Source organism: Niveispirillum sp. GW835-FHT14G11, from assembly GCF_058793615.1.
Genome location: NZ_JBXAFZ010000008.1, coordinates 223741 through 239528, shown reverse-complemented (window position 1 = coordinate 239528; position 15788 = coordinate 223741). Strand labels below are relative to the sequence as shown.

General features: G+C 66.9%; 15 protein-coding genes. 11 read left to right on the top strand and 4 right to left on the bottom strand.

Features of this window, described 5'->3' with window-relative positions; genetic code table 11:
• Positions 1-17 precede the first annotated feature (17 nt).
• On the bottom strand, positions 18-953 hold the full coding sequence (locus tag AC1Q7F_RS16565) for a LysR family transcriptional regulator (protein ID WP_492508791.1): 936 nt from the start codon (positions 951-953) through the stop codon (positions 18-20).
• Positions 954-1079: 126 nt separating this feature from the next.
• Between AC1Q7F_RS16565 and wrbA the strand changes: the two genes are divergently transcribed.
• The 3 genes from wrbA (at position 1080) to AC1Q7F_RS16550 (ending at position 3076) form a co-directional block, all read left to right on the top strand.
• The gene (gene wrbA, locus AC1Q7F_RS16560) at positions 1080-1682 is read left to right on the top strand and encodes an NAD(P)H:quinone oxidoreductase (protein WP_492508789.1); all 603 of its coding nucleotides are present in this window, start codon (positions 1080-1082) and stop codon (positions 1680-1682) included.
• An 87-nt stretch (positions 1683-1769) separates the two neighbouring features.
• Positions 1770-2483, top strand: a complete 714-nt coding sequence (locus AC1Q7F_RS16555) for a pirin family protein (RefSeq protein WP_492508787.1) — start codon at positions 1770-1772, stop codon at positions 2481-2483.
• 188 nt (positions 2484-2671) lie between these two features.
• Positions 2672-3076, top strand: coding sequence for a DUF423 domain-containing protein (locus AC1Q7F_RS16550; protein WP_492508785.1), 405 nt, complete (start codon positions 2672-2674; stop codon positions 3074-3076).
• Here AC1Q7F_RS16550 and AC1Q7F_RS16545 read toward each other — a convergent pair.
• Positions 3073-4545 (bottom strand): Hpt domain-containing response regulator, encoded by a 1473-nt coding sequence (locus AC1Q7F_RS16545; protein ID WP_492508783.1) that lies wholly within the window; start codon positions 4543-4545, stop codon positions 3073-3075. The genes AC1Q7F_RS16550 and AC1Q7F_RS16545 overlap by 4 nt on opposite strands.
• 199 nt (positions 4546-4744) lie before the next feature.
• Here AC1Q7F_RS16545 and AC1Q7F_RS16540 point away from each other — a divergent pair, with 199 nt between their 5' ends.
• The 8 genes from AC1Q7F_RS16540 (at position 4745) to AC1Q7F_RS16505 (ending at position 12132) form a co-directional block, all read left to right on the top strand.
• A complete protein-coding gene (locus tag AC1Q7F_RS16540) occupies positions 4745-5668 on the top strand; it encodes a peptidoglycan-binding domain-containing protein (protein WP_492508781.1) in 924 nt (307 codons plus the stop codon).
• 290 nt (positions 5669-5958) lie between these two features.
• A complete protein-coding gene (locus AC1Q7F_RS16535; RefSeq protein WP_492508779.1) occupies positions 5959-7026 on the top strand; it encodes a Leu/Phe/Val dehydrogenase in 1068 nt (355 codons plus the stop codon).
• Between the two features lie 50 nt (positions 7027-7076).
• On the top strand, positions 7077-7322 hold the full coding sequence (locus AC1Q7F_RS16530; RefSeq protein ID WP_492508777.1) for a sulfurtransferase TusA family protein: 246 nt from the start codon (positions 7077-7079) through the stop codon (positions 7320-7322).
• A 107-nt stretch (positions 7323-7429) separates the two neighbouring features.
• Positions 7430-8359, top strand: a complete 930-nt coding sequence (locus tag AC1Q7F_RS16525; RefSeq protein WP_492508776.1) for a histone deacetylase family protein — start codon at positions 7430-7432, stop codon at positions 8357-8359.
• A 246-nt stretch (positions 8360-8605) separates the two neighbouring features.
• On the top strand, positions 8606-8857 hold the full coding sequence (locus AC1Q7F_RS16520; RefSeq protein WP_492508774.1) for an exodeoxyribonuclease VII small subunit: 252 nt from the start codon (positions 8606-8608) through the stop codon (positions 8855-8857).
• A 13-nt stretch (positions 8858-8870) separates the two neighbouring features.
• The gene (locus tag AC1Q7F_RS16515; RefSeq protein WP_492508772.1) at positions 8871-9770 is read left to right on the top strand and encodes a polyprenyl synthetase family protein; all 900 of its coding nucleotides are present in this window, start codon (positions 8871-8873) and stop codon (positions 9768-9770) included.
• 22 nt (positions 9771-9792) lie between these two features.
• The gene (gene dxs / locus AC1Q7F_RS16510; protein ID WP_492508770.1) at positions 9793-11709 is read left to right on the top strand and encodes a 1-deoxy-D-xylulose-5-phosphate synthase; all 1917 of its coding nucleotides are present in this window, start codon (positions 9793-9795) and stop codon (positions 11707-11709) included.
• Positions 11710-11976: 267 nt separating this feature from the next.
• Positions 11977-12132, top strand: a complete 156-nt coding sequence (locus AC1Q7F_RS16505) for a hypothetical protein (protein ID WP_492508768.1) — start codon at positions 11977-11979, stop codon at positions 12130-12132.
• A gap of 4 nt (positions 12133-12136) precedes the next feature.
• Here AC1Q7F_RS16505 and AC1Q7F_RS16500 read toward each other — a convergent pair whose 3' ends face one another.
• Both AC1Q7F_RS16500 and polA read right to left on the bottom strand, forming a co-directional pair.
• Positions 12137-12691: a hypothetical protein gene (locus AC1Q7F_RS16500; RefSeq protein WP_492508766.1), complete on the bottom strand. Its 555-nt coding sequence runs from the start codon at positions 12689-12691 to the stop codon at positions 12137-12139.
• Positions 12692-12798: 107 nt separating this feature from the next.
• Positions 12799-15714 (bottom strand): DNA polymerase I, encoded by a 2916-nt coding sequence (polA, locus tag AC1Q7F_RS16495; RefSeq protein WP_492508764.1) that lies wholly within the window; start codon positions 15712-15714, stop codon positions 12799-12801.
• Positions 15715-15788: the final 74 nt, after the last annotated feature.

Sequence of the window (15788 nt, the reverse complement as noted above, 5' to 3'; positions counted from 1 at the left end):
TGACTTGGGGGCAAGCATCAGCCACCCTTCAGCACGGTCAAGGCCGAATCCCAATAAGGCACGGGCCCGAAACGCCCGGCCAGGAAGTCCACGAAGGCGCGGACCTTGGGGCTTAAGTGCCGGTTGGCGGGATAGACGGCGTGCACGGCGCTGGCCGGTGGCAGCCAGACATCCAGCACGGGCACCAGCCGGCCCGACGCCAGTGCATCGCCGACGATGAAGGTCGGCAGCAGCACCAGACCCTGGCCGTGCAGCGCCGCCTCACGCAGGGCGTCGCCATTATTGGCGCGCAGCCTTCCGGCGATGCGGACATTCTGGGTGGTGTCGGCCCCCGGTGCGGTGCGGAAGGTCCATTGGTCGGGGCTCTGGACGTTGGTGTAGATCAGGCAGACATGGTCGGATAAATCGGCCGGGACCTGGGGCGTCCCGTGCCGGGCCAGATAATCCGGGCTGGCGCAGATGACGCCGCGCGACGGGCACAGGCGGCGGGCCACCAGCGAACTGTCCTTCAGCCGGCCGATGCGGACGGCCAGGTCGTATCCTTCCTCCACCAGATCCACGAACCGGTCTGACAGGTCCATGTCCACGGTGACCTCCGGATACAGGCCCATGAAGTCGGCGATGGCGCCGGACAGATGGACGATGCCGAAGGACATGGGTGCGGCCAGCTTCAGCACGCCGCGCGGGGCCGCATGCTGGCTGGCCACCGACCGTTCCGCCTCTTCCAGCGCCTCCAGCGCCTGGGTGACGCGGGCATGGAAGCCCTCACCCACCTGGGTCAGGCTGATATGGCGGGTGGTGCGGTTGAACAGGCGGGCCCCCAGCCGGGCCTCCAACTCCCCGATGCGGCGGCTGGCCGCGGATTTCGACAGGCCCAGCTTGTCGGCGGCCTTGGTGAAGCTCCGCCCCTCCGCCACCAGGGTGAAAAGCCGCAGATCCTCCAGCCGGTCCATTGTGTTTCCTCTCGATTATCCCGCCCAGCGGGACAAAGCTGTTCAAAATTGGACCATTATCGGGAACGGTGCAACGGCCTATCTTCCTCTCAACAGCGCAACACACCGCACCTTATGGAGAGCGAAATGAGCAAGGTTCTGGTCCTCTATTATTCCTCCTACGGCCATATCGAGACCATGGCCAAGGCCGTGGCCGAAGGTGCGGCGTCGGTCGCCGGCACGGAAGTGACGATCAAGCGCGTGCCGGAACTGATCCCCGAGGACGTGGCCAAGCGGTCGGGCATCAAGCTGGACCAGGAGGCCCCGATCGCCACCGTGGACGAGCTGCCGAACTATGACGCCATCATCTTCGGCACGCCCACCCGCTTCGGCATGATGGCCAGCCAGATGCGCAACTTCCTGGACCAGACAGGCGGTCTGTGGGCCAAGGGTGCGCTGATCGGCAAGGTCGGCTCGGTCTTCGTGTCCACCGCCACCCAGCATGGCGGGCAGGAGGCGACGCTGCTGTCCTTCCACACCACCTTGCTGCACCAGGGTATGGTCGTCGCCGGCCTTCCCTACAGCTTCGCCGGCCAGACCCGGCTGGACGAGGTGACGGGCGGCAGCCCCTATGGCGCCACGACGATCGCCGGCGGCGACGGTTCGCGCCAGCCGTCGGAGAACGAGCTGGCCGGTGCCCGCTTCCAGGGTGAGCATGTGGCCCGCCTGGCCGCGAAATTGTCCGCCTGAGTCACGTAACGCTTTTTATTCCATGACCCACGGTCCCCGTATCATCGCCACTCGGGACGGTACGGGGAGCCATAGAGGAGAAGTGTCATGATCGAACATCGCCCCTTCGCCGGCCTGGGCAAGGCCAACCATGGCTGGCTGCGCGCCAATTTCCACTTCAGCTTTGCCGGCTATCACAATCCGTCGCGGGTCCATTGGGGACCGCTGCGGGTGTGGAACGATGACACGATCGACAGCAATACCGGCTTCGATCCGCATCCCCACCAGGACATGGAAATCATCACCTATGTCCGCAAGGGCGCCATCACGCATCAGGATTTCCTGGGCAATGAGGGCCGCACGGAAGCGGGCGACGTGCAGGTGATGTCGGCCGGTACCGGCATCGTGCATGCCGAATATAACCGCGAGCCGGGTGAGACCACCTTGTTCCAGATCTGGATCATCCCCAACAAGCGTGGCGTGAAGCCCCGCTGGGAAGCCGCGAAGTTCCCCAAGGGCACCGATGCCGATGGCCGGCTTCGCGTCCTGGCGTCCGGCCGCGACCAGGACAAGGATTCAGGTGCGCTGTTCATCCATCAGGACGCCGCACTTTTGGGTGGAACATTGCCGGCCGGAACCGTGTTGACACATCAGTTGGGTGATCGACTGGCCTATCTGGTCCCGGCACGGGGCAAGGTGAAGGTCAATGGCATCACCCTGGAGGCCCGTGACGGTGCCGCGGTGAAGGACGAGCAAGTCCTGACCATCGAGGTGCTGGAAGAGGCCGAACTGATCCTCGCCGATCTGCCGCGTGCGGCCTGATCGACGGGTATGAATACCGGGGCCGGCTCTCCCCATCCCCCCTGAAGCCGGTTCCGGTTCAAAGGGCGGCGTCCTCCCCCCGGACGCCGCCCATTTTGTTTTCAGTCCCCCTGCGATGATCCGCCCCTTGGCGTCAGCGGCGGAGCATGCCAGCCTTCGGCCGCACACCAGCCGAAGGATGCCAGACCTTGATCAGCACCCAAACCGATCCCGTGGCCGCCCGGCTGATGCTGCTGGCCGGTCTGTTCGGCGCCTTTGCCGTTTCGGCCGGCGCCTATGCCAGCCATGGGCTGGCCGGGGTGCGGGATGCCCATGCGGTGGAGCTCTGGGAGACAGCCAGCCAGTATCAGATGGTGCATGCGCTGGCCGTGCTGGTGGTGGCCCTGCTGCGCCGGGTGCTGCCGGGGCAGGCGCGGTTGCTGGCGGCATCGGGGCTGGCCTTTGCCATCGGCTGCGTGCTGTTTCCCGGTGCGCTCTATGCGCTGGGCTGGTATGGGCCGTCGGCCATGGGGGCGGTGGCGCCGGTGGGCGGGCTCTGCTTCATCCTGGGCTGGCTGCTGGTGGGTGTGGCCGGGCTGCGGTCGCAGCGCTAATTCCCTTTCGAGGTCAGCCGGTCGCGGCGAAAGCCGGCCAGCGCGGCCTGTCCCGCGGCGAAGGCGGCGGACAGCTGTTCGGCTGTGGCCAGGGCGGTCGCGGCGTCACCGCCCCTGGCGGCCGTGTCCGTGGTCTTGGCCAGGCCGGCCAACACCGACAGGCCGACGGTGAGGGCACCGGAGGCCAGCTTATGCGCGGCCCGGCCGACGGCGGGCACGTCGCGCCGGGCCAGGGCCTCGGCCACTGATGCCAGAGTGGCCGGGGCGTTGCGGCCGAAACTGTCGATGATCTGCCCCACCCGTTCCGCGCCCAGGATGGCGAGATGTTCCTCCAGCACCCGCAGGTCCAGCACGGGCGTGGCATCGGGCGGGGGCGGCTGTTCCACCGGCGGCAGTGGCGGCGGTTCCGCCATCGCCCGCGCCCGGTCGGCCAGCAGCGGGCCCAGGGTGCCGGTCAGCGTGTCCGTGGTCACCGGCTTGCCCAGGATGGCGGCCAGGCCGGCGCGACGGCGCTGGCGTTCGCTGATCCGGTCGGCGCGGCCGCGCAGCAGCACGACGGGTGGCCCGCCGCCGCGCCGGATGCACCAGGACAAGGCCAGCCCGCTATGCCGGCCGATGCGCGCCGCGACCAGGGCCACGTCCGGTCCCTCCATCAAGGCCATCTCCAGCGCCATCTTGGCGTCGTCGGTTTCCTCAACCCAATATCCGGCTTGTTCCAGCAGCAGCCTTGTCAGGGTGCGGCCCACGGGATCGTCATCCACCACCATCGCTGACAGGCCGTTTGCGGCAGACGGCGCCAGCTGCGGGGCGGTGGGAACCGGCGGCCGGGGGGCGGGTCGGGGCGGCGGCGGGGGGGCGGCATCCTCCCCACCGCTGAGCCGTTGCCGCACCAGGGCCTGCATTCCCGCCACCTCGTTCCGCAAGAGGCGCAGTTGAATGGCCTGGGCCGGACTGACGGAGCCGGAGGTCAGGCCGTCCAGCTCCTGCGCCATGGCCTGCAACCGGCTGTTCAGGCTGTCGGCCACCAGGCGCAGCACAGGCAGGGGCACGCCGTTGCCGGACGAGTGCACCGGTGTGGCGGCTGGTGCCGGCGCGCGCGTCAGGTCGCGCAACAACGGGGCGGCCAGGGGCAGCAGCAGGAATCCCGCCAGCGTGCCGCCGGCCAGTGCCGTGGCACCGACCCCGGCCTCGGCCCAGGCATAGGTCGCGGCCACCTGTCCGGCCACCGTGGCGCCCAGCCAGGCCCCGGCCAGCCAGCGCGGTGACCGCCGCCCCTGCCACCACCAGCCGCCCAGCAGCGCCAGCGCCAGCAGGCGCAAGCCCAGCGGCACCGGGGCCAGCCCCAGCAGCAACCCGTCCAGCAGTGCCATGATGGACAGCCAGGCACCCCCCGCCAGGGGCAGGTCGGGTGGCGGAGCGGTGTCCGGTTCCGGCAGGGTCGGGCTGTATTCGGCGGGGTCGCTGGTCAATTCGGCCTTCGAAAGGACATGATCTGTCCTCATGTATAAGCGGGGGCGAAGGCCGGGTCCATCATCCGCATCTGCCATGAGGAGAGGTCGGCCTTGTCGCCCTTGCCAACGCCCGATAGCGGTGTCATCCCTTGCATGATGCGCCGCACAAGCGGTGTTGTCCGCTATCGATTCCGCCCGCATAGGGGAGCCTTGAGAAGTGTTCGCGCCGGCCCGTTCCCGTTCTGCCCGTCATCATCGCCGGAATGCCTGTGCGGCGGCCCTGGCCCTGCTGCTGCTGTCGGCGGCCCCGGTCGCCACCGCGCAGGACCAGCAGCCCAACAGCGCCACCATCCAATGGGCGCAGCAGGTCCTTGACCAGCAGGGCTTCTATCAGGGCCGGGCCAGCGGCAAGATGGACAGCGCCACCGCCGCCGCCATCGCCGCCTATCAGAAGAAGCAGGGCCTGAAATCCACCGGTCGCCTGGATGCCGGCACGATCAGCCGCATGATGGAAAGCCAGCCGGAGCGCAAGGGCGTGGGCAATCTGGCCGATCCCGGCAGCCGGGCCAAGGCCAGCCAGCCCATGGGCCTGCGCGAGGCTGACGTGAAGCCACGGGCCGCCCCGGTTGCTGCCGCCGTGGATCGCGGGCAGGGGAGCGAGAGCACGGTGCTGGGCGTGTCGCGCGGCGGGGCCGACCTGGCGCCCACCGCCCGCACCGCCTCGCCGGCCACAATCGGCGGCACACTGCCGCCCGCTGCCAGCCCGGCCCCGTCGGTGACGGGCAGCGGCGGCACCGGTCCCGCCGCTGCCCCCCGCAGTTCGGTGGAATCGGAAGTGACGCATGAGATGCCGGCCGAGGACGGGTTCGATCCCGCCCGCCTGCCTGACTGGGTACGCTACGGCCTGATTGGCGGCATCGGCGCGCTGCTGGTCGGCATGCTGGGTTTCTGGTGGGGCAGTGGCCGCCGCACGGTGAAGCCCGCCATCAAGGCCGCCAAGGGCCGTCATCCGGCACCCCCGCCGGCTTCGGCTGCCGGTCCGGTGCGGCGCGAGCCGACGCTGGGTGGCCCCCCGCCCGGCCCCAATGACCGTCGCGAGCCGGTGTTCAGCGCGCCCGCCCGCGATCCGGGCCGGGTTTAGTTATTCTCTCAGTCGCCGGGCGGGCGCATCCGCGGGCTTGGCTTTCGGCGCACGTGCGCCGGGCCGGCAGTCGCCGGCCTCCAATGGCTTGCGCCATTGGTCGACCTTCCCTTGACGTCATCCTCGCGAAATAAAAAAATCCGCGCAGGCGCTTGCACGTGCATTTCGTGCAAGCGCCCGGCCAACAACGAAATCGACCTGGAAGCCGGGCCGGCCCTAGACTTCGTCCTGTCAAAGCCCCCCGACGACGAGGTGGCGACAGCGATCCAAAGGCCCGGAGGCCCGTTCCCATGCTGTTCGATTTCCCCGATTTCGATAATCACGAACTGGTTCTTTTCGGTCGCGATGCGGCCACCGGCCTGTCTTCCATCATCGCCGTGCATTCCACGGCGCTGGGGCCGGCCTGCGGCGGCTGCCGCATGTGGCCCTATGCCAATGATATGGAGGCCATGCGCGACGCGCTCCGCCTGTCGCGGGGCATGAGCTACAAGAATGCCATGGCGGGGCTGCCGCTGGGTGGCGGCAAGTCGGTGATCATCGGCGACAGCCGCAAGGACAAGTCGGACGAGATGTTCCGCGCCTTCGGCCGGGTCATCGACAGCCTGGGCGGCAAATATATCGCGGCGGAGGATGTGGGCATCTCCGTCGCCGACGTGATGATGATGGGCCAGACCACCCGCCATGTCGCCGGCCTGTCGGGCGGGCATGATGCGTCGGGCGACCCGTCGCCGTTTACCGCCTATGGCGTCTATCTGGGCATCAAGGCCGCCGTCCGCCACAAGCTGGGCACCGACAGCCTGAAGGGCGTGCGGGTGGCCGTGCAGGGGCTGGGCAATGTCGGTTCGCACCTGTGCCAGCGGCTGGCCGATGATGGCGCGGTGCTGACCGTCGCTGACATCCATGCAGATGCCGTTTCCCGCGCCGTGGAACGGTTCGCGGCCCGCGCCGTGGCGCCCGATCAGGTGCATGGGGCGGACGTGGATGTCTATGCGCCCTGCGCGCTGGGGGCCGTCGTCAACCCGCGCACGCTGGGCGAGATCAAGGCCAGGGTGGTGGCCGGCGGGGCCAACAACCAGCTGGAAACCGACCCGATGGGCGAGGCGCTGCGGTCGCTGGGCATCCTCTATGCGCCCGATTATGTGATCAATGGCGGCGGCATCATCAATGTCAGCGCCGAGGTGACGCAGGCCTATGATCGCGACAGCGTGCTGCGCCAAGTGGAGCGCATTCCCGTGACGCTGACCGAGATTTTCCGCCGCGCCGACCGGGAGAACCGCCCGACCAGTGCCGTGGCCGATCAGATGGCCCGCGAAATCCTGTCCGCCGCCAAGGGCGAGGGCAAGAAGCAGGCCGCTTGACAGAAACGGACACGGCATCCATAGGCGGGGAAACCGCAAGGGGATTGACGATGGATGCCGATGTCTGCCTGGATTGCGCGGGCCTGAAATGCCCGATGCCGGTGCTGCGCGCGGCCAAGGCGTTGCGCGCCATGCAGGATGGCCAGGTGCTGGCGGTCACGGTAACCGACAAGGTGGCGCCCAAGGATTTCCAGACCTTCTGCCACGAGGGCGGGCACGCCCTGCTTTCGACCGACGTCCTGGGTGACACGCCCCATGGGCAATTGGTACGGTTGCGTATTCGCCGGGGCGGTTGATCTGTCGCACTGACAGGCATGGGCCCGGCGCCCATGATGGGTTTGGCCAACACCGGCAGCTTAGAACCGGCAGGCCATGCGAGGGAATGACCGGGGACGTGCCACCCATGAATACGCTGCTTTTCTCCCACCATGATTGCCTGGACCATGACACGGGCTATGGCCATCCCGAATGCGCCGACCGGCTGCGCGTCGTGCTGTCGGCGCTGGAGGATGAGGCTTTCATGTTCCTGGACCGCCGGGATGCGCCGCTGGCGACACGGGAACAGCTGGAACGCGTGCATCCGCCCGCCCATGTGACGGCCCTGCTGGAGGCCATTCCAGACAGCGGCCATGGCAGCATCGATGCCGACACCGTGCTGTCGCCCGGCACCGGACAGGCAGCCTTGCGTGCCGCCGGGGCCGTGGTGGCAGCCGTCGATGCCGTCTGCGGCGGGGAGGCGCGCAATGCCTTCTGCGCCGTGCGCCCGCCGGGCCATCATGCCGAGCCTGATCAGGCCATGGGCTTCTGCCTGTTCAACAATATCGCCGTGGGGGCCGCCCATGCCCGCGCCACCCACCGTATCCGCCGCGTGGCCATCGTCGATTTCGATGTGCATCACGGCAATGGCACCCAGACCTTCTGTCAGCACGACCCCGACCTGTTCTATGGCTCCACCCACCAATGGCCGCTGTATCCCGGCACCGGATCGATCCGGGAAAAGGGGGATTTCGGCAATGTGGTCAATGCCTGCCTGGCCCCGATGGCCGGCAGCCCGGAATTCCGCCACGCCATCCAGAGCCAGCTGATCCCGGCGCTGGACGCGTTCCGCCCCGACCTGCTGATGATCTCCGCCGGGTTCGACGCCCACATGCGCGATCCGGTGGGCGGGCTGGACCTGACGGAGGCGGATTTCGTCTGGGTCACGCAGAAGCTGATCGAGGTGGCGGACCGCCATGCCCGGGGCCGCATCGTTTCCGTCCTGGAAGGGGGCTATGACCTGCGGGCCCTGGCCAACAGCACGGCGGCGCATGTGAAGACGCTGATGGTGAGCTGAATTTTGCTGTTCCCTGGAGTTTGTCAGGTTTAGATGGAATCTCCATATCCCGCCTTCCCGGCTTGTCGCCGGGAAGGCGTATAAAGTTGCGCTTCCACTTAAGCCGGACAGACTTTAAGACGCCGGTTCGGCCTCTGCGTTTTCCGGGTGGTGACCGCTGGTATGCCCCGCCACCCCCTGCGTGGTACTTGAACGCCGGGCCGGGGGGACATACAGTCCGCCCTTCCGAGAAACAGTGCCGATGCCATGACCGATCAGACCCTGCCCCCCGATATCGCCGCCCTCAGCTTCGAGGACGCGCTTGCCGAGCTGGAGCGGATCGTCCGCCAGTTGGAGGAAGGCAAGGCCAAGCTGGATGACGCCATCCAATCCTATGAGCGCGGCACCTGGCTGAAGCGCCATTGCGAGACGAAGCTGCGCGAGGCGCAGGCCAAGGTCGACCGCATCACCATCGCCGCCGACGGTACCATCGGTGCCGAGCCCGCCCGCCTGGATTGAGGCCCGAACACCCATGCCGTCCTTGCCCAAGACCCTGACCGCCGCCATGGCCGATACCGTGGAACAGGTGGAAGCCGCCATCGAGGTGCTGCTGCCGCGTACCAATCTGATGGAGGCGCGCCTGTTCGACGCCATGCGCTATGGCTGCCTGGGCGGCGGCAAGCGGCTGCGCCCATTTCTGGTGATGGAAAGTGCCCGGATGTTCGGGGTCAGCCCGGCCTGCGCACTGCGCACCGCGGCGGCGGTGGAGTTCATCCATTGCTACAGCCTGATCCATGACGATCTGCCGGCCATGGATGATAGCGACCTGCGCCGCGGCCGCAAGACCGTGCATCTGGAGTTCGACGAGGCCACGGCCATCCTGGCCGGCGACGGGCTGCTGACCCAGGCGTTCGAAATCCTGGCCGATCATGAGACGCATGAGGACCCGCAGGTCCGCTGCAAGCTGGTGGCAGCCTTGGCCAAGGCCGCCGGCCCGCGCGGCATGGTGGGCGGGCAGATGCTGGACCTGATCGCGGAGACCGCGCCGCTGGATATCGGCGCCATTACCCGGCTGCAGCGCATGAAGACGGGGGAGATGATCGCCTTTTCGGCTGTGGCCGGCGCCATCCTGGGCAAAGCGGGCGCGCCGCAGCACCATGCGCTGCAGGCCTATGCCCACGATCTGGGCCTGGCCTTCCAGATCGCCGACGACCTTCTGGATGTCGAAGGCACGCAGGACGAGGTCGGAAAACCCGTGGGCCGTGACGACGTCGCTGGAAAAGCCACATTCGTCTCCATCCTGGGGCCGGAGCGGGCGCGCGATCAGGCGCGCCGGCTTGCCGGTCAGGCCGCCCAGCACCTGGAGATTTTCGGGGACCGGGCCGACATGCTGCGTCAGGTGGCGCATTATGTCGTCGAGCGGCGTGCGTAAAAACAAATAAGAGGTGGGGACGATGTCCCAGTCGAAGACGCCGTTGCTGGACCAGGTCAAGATCCCCGCCGATCTGCGGCGGTTGCAGCCCGCACAGCTGCGCCAGCTGGCCGATGAGCTGCGGCAGGAGACCATCGACGCTGTGTCGGTGACCGGTGGCCATCTGGGTGCCGGCCTGGGTGTGGTGGAACTGACCGTTGCCATCCATTACTGCTTCGACACGCCGGGCGACCGGCTGATCTGGGATGTGGGCCACCAGGCCTATCCGCACAAGATTCTGACCGGGCGGCGCGACCGCATCCGTACGCTCCGCATGGGTGGCGGCCTGTCGGGCTTCACCAAACGGTCGGAGAGCGAGTACGATCCGTTCGGCACGGCCCACAGCTCCACCTCCATCTCCGCCGGGCTGGGCATGGCGGCGGCGCGCGATCTGGCGGGCCGGACCAACAATGTCGTCGCCGTCATCGGCGACGGCGCCCTGTCCGCCGGCATGGCCTATGAGGCGATGAACAATGCCGGCGCCCTGCAATCGCGCCTCGTCGTCATCCTGAACGATAATGACATGTCGATCGCCCCGCCGGTGGGGGCCTTGTCGGCCTATCTGTCGCGACTGATCTCGTCCAAATCCTATCGCGGTTTTCGCGATTTCTCCAAGCAGGTGGCCGAACATCTGCCGCGCCCGCTGTTGAACGCGGCGCGGCGGGCGGAGGAATATGCAAGAGGCATGGTCACCGGCGGCACCCTGTTCGAGGAACTGGGCTTTTATTATGTCGGCCCCATCGACGGGCATAATCTGGACCATCTGCTGCCGGTGCTGGCGAATGTCCGTGATGATCCGCGTGGCGGCCCGGTGCTGGTGCATGTCGTCACCCAGAAGGGCAAGGGCTATGCCCCGGCCGAGGCATCGGCCGACAAGCTGCATGCGGTGGGCAAGTTCGACGTCATCACCGGCACCCAGGCCAAGCCCAAGGCCAATGCCCCCAGCTATACCCGCGTCTTTGCCGACAGCCTGATCAAGGAGGCGGAAAAGGACGAGAAGGTGGTGGCCATCACCGCGGCCATGCCGTCGGGCACCGGGCTGGACCTGTTCGAACAGAAATTCCCCAAGCGCAGCTTCGACGTGGCCATTGCCGAACAGCATGCCGTGACCTTCGCTGCCGGCATGGCCACCGAAGGGTTCAAGCCATTCTGCGCCATCTATTCCACCTTCCTGCAGCGCGGGTATGACCAGCTGGTGCATGACGTGGCGTTGCAGAACCTGCCGGTGCGCTTCGCCATCGACCGCGCCGGTCTGGTGGGGGCGGACGGGGCGACCCATGCCGGGGCCTTCGACGTCGCCTATCTCGCCTGCCTGCCCAACATGGTGGTGATGGCGGCGGCGGACGAGGCGGAGCTGGTCCATATGGTCGCCACCTGTGCGGCCCATGATACCGGCCCCATCGCCGTGCGCTATCCGCGGGGCGAGGGCGTGGGGGTCGAGATGCCGGAACAGGGCATGGTACTCCCCATCGGCAAGGGCCGGGTGGTGCGCGAAGGCACGAAGGTCGCCATCCTGTCGCTAGGTGCGCGCTTGGCGGAAGCGCAGAAGGCGGCGGAAGACCTGGCGGCTCTGGGCCTGTCCACCACCGTCGCTGATGCCCGCTTCGCCAAGCCCATCGATATGGAACTGGTGGAACGGCTGGTGCGCGGCCATGAGGTGCTGATCACCATCGAGGAAGGCAGCATCGGCGGCTTCGGCAGCCATGTGCTGCACCATCTGGCGGTGGAAGGCCTGCTGGATATCGGCTGCAAGGTCCGGCCGATGGTGCTGCCCGACACGTACCAGGACCATGACAGCCCGGTGAAGCAGTATGAACAGGCGGGGCTGCAAGCCCGCGACATCGTGGCGACGGCGCTGAAGGCGCTGGGCGTGGAGGCGAAGGCGGCGGTGGGGGCGTGAAGCCCCGGTCCTCCGAGGGTGACGCTCTGCTTCCTTGTACCGCCTTCCCGGCGCAGGCCGGGACCCAGGGGCCCCAGGATCAAACCTCTACACAGCTTTGATCAAAGCTGCCGACAGGTCGGGCGCTTGGCCCCTGGGTCCCGGCCTGCGCCGGGAAGGCGGAAGAGAAGATCCCATCTAAACCGGACAGGAACTAAGCGTGTAACCGCCCGTGCCCTCAAACGGGTCATAGCCTGGCAACTCTCCCAGGCTATGGACGCGCAGCAATTGACCAAGACGGAAATGTCGGAGCGCATGGGGACCAGTCGGACGGCGGTGGACCGGCGGCTTGATTCCTCAAACGCTTCCGTCACCTTGCTGACCCTGGAGCGTGCCGCCTCTGCGGTTGGCAAGCGGCTGCGGATAGAACTGGTCGACGCCTGACCCGTCACCCCCAGTCCGCAAAAATCTCGTCCACGCTCTGGCTGCCATCGGTGCCGGGCAGGTTGGTCCAGCTTTCGTCGCCGGGCTTGGTCTGCATCATATAGGCCCAGTGGGTCAGGTTATAAGCGCCGTTGCCGCCCGTCATCTGCATCAGGAAGGCAGGCTGCCCCTGATGCTGGGTCAGTTTGCCCTGGCCGACAATGAAGCTGGCGATCGAGATGCTCCCCTGGACGGGATGCAGGCTGATACCGCCGACGGGGGAGAAGGACAGGCAGACGCTGCCATCCTGGGTGACCGAACCGACGATGCTCTGATTGGCGAAATCGCCGCCATCGATGCTGGCCGCACATTGGCCGATCAGATAGCCGTTGGTGTATTGGGTGAAGTACCAGAGCGTCTGGTCATTGACCTGGGTGATCTTTGGGTCCGCGATATTCACCTGCTGCATTGCCGGCAGATATTCCGTCGGCACGTACCAATAGGTGCCCACCAGCCAGGACAGGTCATCGGCCGTGCCCTGTTCCGCCGCATCGTGCGTGCTGTCATTCCGTAAGCCCATGGACGATCCTCCTCTGATTTGTCATAGGAGGAATAGATACCATACGGGGTATTTGGATTGGAAATTATCGCGGGAAAATTGTTCGTCCACCCGCGATCATCCCCTCCTCAATGCGCCTCCGCCCAAGACGAGCCCACACCGGCCTCCGCGACCAGCGGGATGCCGATATCGGCGGCACCCTCCATCACCTTCCGGACCAGGGCCGAGGTCGCCTCCACCTCCTCCGCCGGCACTTCGAACAGCAGTTCGTCATGCACCTGCAGCAGCAAGCGGGCCTTCAGGCCGGCATCGGCCAGGGCGCCGGGGATCTTGATCATGGCCAGCTTGATGATGTCGGCGGCTGTGCCCTGGATGGGGGCGTTGATGGCCTGGCGTTCGGCATAGGCTTTGCGCGCGCCCTTTTCCTGGATGCCGGGGATCCAGCATTTGCGGCCCAGGCGCGTGCGCACGAAGCCGTCACGGGCGGCTTCGGCCTTGGTCTTTTCCATATAGGCCTGCAATTCCGGGAACCGTTCGAAATAGGCCTTGATGAAGGCCCCGGCCTCCCCCGGTGCGATGCCCAGCTGGCGGGACAGGCCGAAGCTGGAAATGCCGTAGATAATGCCGAAATTGATGGCCTTGGCCCGGCGGCGGATTTCCGAGGTCATCTGGTCCAGCGGCACGTTGAACACCTGGCTCGCCGTCATGGCATGGATGTCGATACCGTCGCGGAAGGCCTGTTGCAGGGCCGGGATGCCCGCCATCTCCGCCACCAGCCGCAATTCGATCTGGCTGTAATCCACCGACATGATGCGGTGGCCGGGGGCGGCCACGAAGGCGCGGCGGATCTTGCGCCCTTCCTCCGTGCGGATGGGAATGTTCTGCAGGTTGGGGTCGGTGGAGGACAGGCGGCCGGTGGAGGTGGCGGCCAGCGCGAAGCTGGTATGGACGCGGCCCGTCTCGGGATTGATCTGTTCGCCCAGCGTGTCGGTATAGGTGGATTTCAGCTTGGCGAACTGCCGCCAGTCCATGACCTTCTGACAGATGGGAATGCCTAGATCAGCCAGTTCCTCCAGCACGGAACTGTCGGTGGACCAGGCGCCGGTCTTAGAACTTTTCTTGCCGCCCGACAGTTTCATCTCGTCAAACAGGATTTCGCCCAGCTGCTTGGGGCTGCCGACATTGAAGCTGCGGCCGGCCAGGACGTGGATTTCGGCTTCCAGTTCCACCAGGCGCTTGGCGAAGTCGGTGGACAGTTCCTTCAGGACGTGGCGATCGACCAGCACGCCCGCCATCTCCATCCGCGCCACGACGGGCACCAGCGGCCGCTCGATGGTCTCATAGACCGTGACCATGCGGTCGGCCAGCACGTCATGGCGCAGTACGTGCCAGAGACGCAGCGTGATGTCGGCATCTTCCGCCGCGTAGGCGGTGGCCTTGTCCAGCGGCACGCGGTCGAAGGTGATGCGCGCCTTGCCCGTCCCCGTTACCTCGTCAAACGAAATGGTGGTGACGCCCAGATGGCGTTGCGCCAGCTCGTCCATGCCATGCCCGTGCCGGCCGCCGCCGATGACGTAGGAACGCAGCATCGTGTCATCGATGGGGGCGACGGTGACGCCATGCTTGGCGAACATCTGCCAATCGAACTTGATATTGTGCCCGACCTTCAGCACGCCCGGATGTTCCAGCAGCGGCTTCAGCAGTTCAAGGGCGCGGGCCAGCGGCACCTGCCGGGGGGGCGGGGCGCTGTCGCCGAAATCCAGGCCGCCCGCGCCCTCCTTGGGCGTGGACGGATCGATATGGGCCACGGGGATATAGCAGGCGCGGCCGGGACGGGTGGACAGCGAAATGCCCACCAGCTTGGCCCGCATCGGCGTCAGGCCATCCGTCTCTGTATCCACGGCAACGACCCCGGCCTCCATCCCCTCCGCCACCCAGGCGGAAAGCGCCTCCTCGGTATCGACCAGGATATGCTCGACCGTTTCCGGGCGCGGGATATGGGCGTCGGCCCGCACCTCCGTCGCCACCGCGGCCGGCGCATAGGAACGGCCGTCCAAGGCGGCGCGCAGATCGCGGCGGTTGACCTCGCTGACCGCACCCGTGGCGGCACCGATGGCCGCACCATCGGCCAGGGTGCCGTCGGCCGCCACCTCCGCCTTGACCTTGGCGATGATGGAGCGGAAGCCCTGGACGCCCAGCCAGGACAGCAGGCGGCCTACATCCGGCTCCCGCACCTTCAACTCCTCCACCGGCACCGGGACGGGGGCATTCTCGTCCAGCTTGACCAGTCGTTTGGAGATACGGGCCAGATCCGCATTCTCGATCAGCTTCTGCCGTCGCCCGGCCTGCTTGATCTCCCTGGCCCGTTCCAGCAGCGCTTCCAGCGAGCCATACTCGGTGATCAGCTGCGCGGCGGTCTTGATGCCGATGCCGGGCACGCCGGGGACATTATCGACGCTATCGCCGGCCAGGGCCTGGACATCGACCACCTTGTCGGGGGCGACGCCGAACTTCTCGAACACTTCGTCCGGCCCGATCATGCGGTTCTTCATCGGGTCCAGCATGCGGATGCCATCATCGACCAGCTGCATCAGGTCCTTGTCGGACGACACGATGGTAACGGGCCGGCCCAGGGCGCGGGCCTGGCGGGCATAGGTCGCGATCAGATCGTCGGCCTCGAACCCTTCCAGCTCGATGCAGGGCAGGTTGAAGGCTTCCACCGCCTCGCGGATGATGGCGAATTGCGGACGCAAATCCTCCGGCGGCTCGGGCCGGTGGGCCTTGTAGTCGGGGTAGAATTCATTGCGGAAATTCAGGCGCTTGCTGTCGAAGATGATGGCCACCGCGTCGGCCTTCAGCTCCGCCAGCAGCCGCATCAGCATATTGGTGAAGCCCATGACGGCGTTCACCGGCGTGCCGTCCGGCCGGTTCAGCGGCGGCAGCGCGTGATAGGCGCGGAAGATGAAGCCGGAACCATCCACCAGATAGAGGGGCGCGCCATCGGCCGGGGGAAGGGCGGGGTCGAGGGCGATATCGGTCGGCATGGGGCGGCCTGTCGTTCCGGCTGTGTTCTCAGGCTCGGAACATGGCGCAAGCGCGCGGCGGTGTCGAGGGGCGA